Below are 510 nucleotides of genomic sequence, written 5' to 3'. Positions count from 1 at the left end.
TCTCGCATTGCTGCACTGATTCCGGCAGCCGTTGTTACCGGACTTAGTTTTCTCTTTATCTCACCTGACGCACATAGCTTAAACCATTTAAGTACACCTCATTATGTTGTGTTAGGACTTGGTTTTGTGTGGTGGATTATTGCGAGCTTGATGGCAATTACTTACCCGAAAACCACAAAATCTTGGCAAGGCAACCTTGTTTTACGACATGTTTTTGGTTTTCTGACATTACTCCCTTTTCTTTGGAGTGTAATCATTCTAAGAGCCTCAGACATTTCGGTAGATCCATACCACGGTGCAAAGCTCGTAATGTACGTTTGCTTCTTGGTATGGGCTGCAGACAGTGGTGCTTACTTTGCTGGTAAAAGCATGGGTAAACGTAAAATGGCGCCACATGTTAGTCCAAACAAGACTATCGAAGGTTTGATTGGCGGCATCATTGCAGCATTAATTGTTGGATGGTTGTTCGCAGGTTGGTTTGACATTCAATTTACCAGCCCAATTCACATG

General features: G+C 42.9%; 1 protein-coding gene. It reads left to right on the top strand.

Annotated elements, in window-relative coordinates; all coding sequences use genetic code 11:
• Positions 1 to 510: phosphatidate cytidylyltransferase (locus R7Z49_RS27800; protein WP_318112881.1), on the top strand; the 510-nt coding region annotated here is incomplete at both ends.

The organism is Vibrio sp. 1562, from assembly GCF_033340155.1.
GTDB lineage: Bacteria > Pseudomonadota > Gammaproteobacteria > Enterobacterales > Vibrionaceae > Vibrio > Vibrio alginolyticus.
This window is presented reverse-complemented; position numbering and strand designations above follow the sequence as displayed.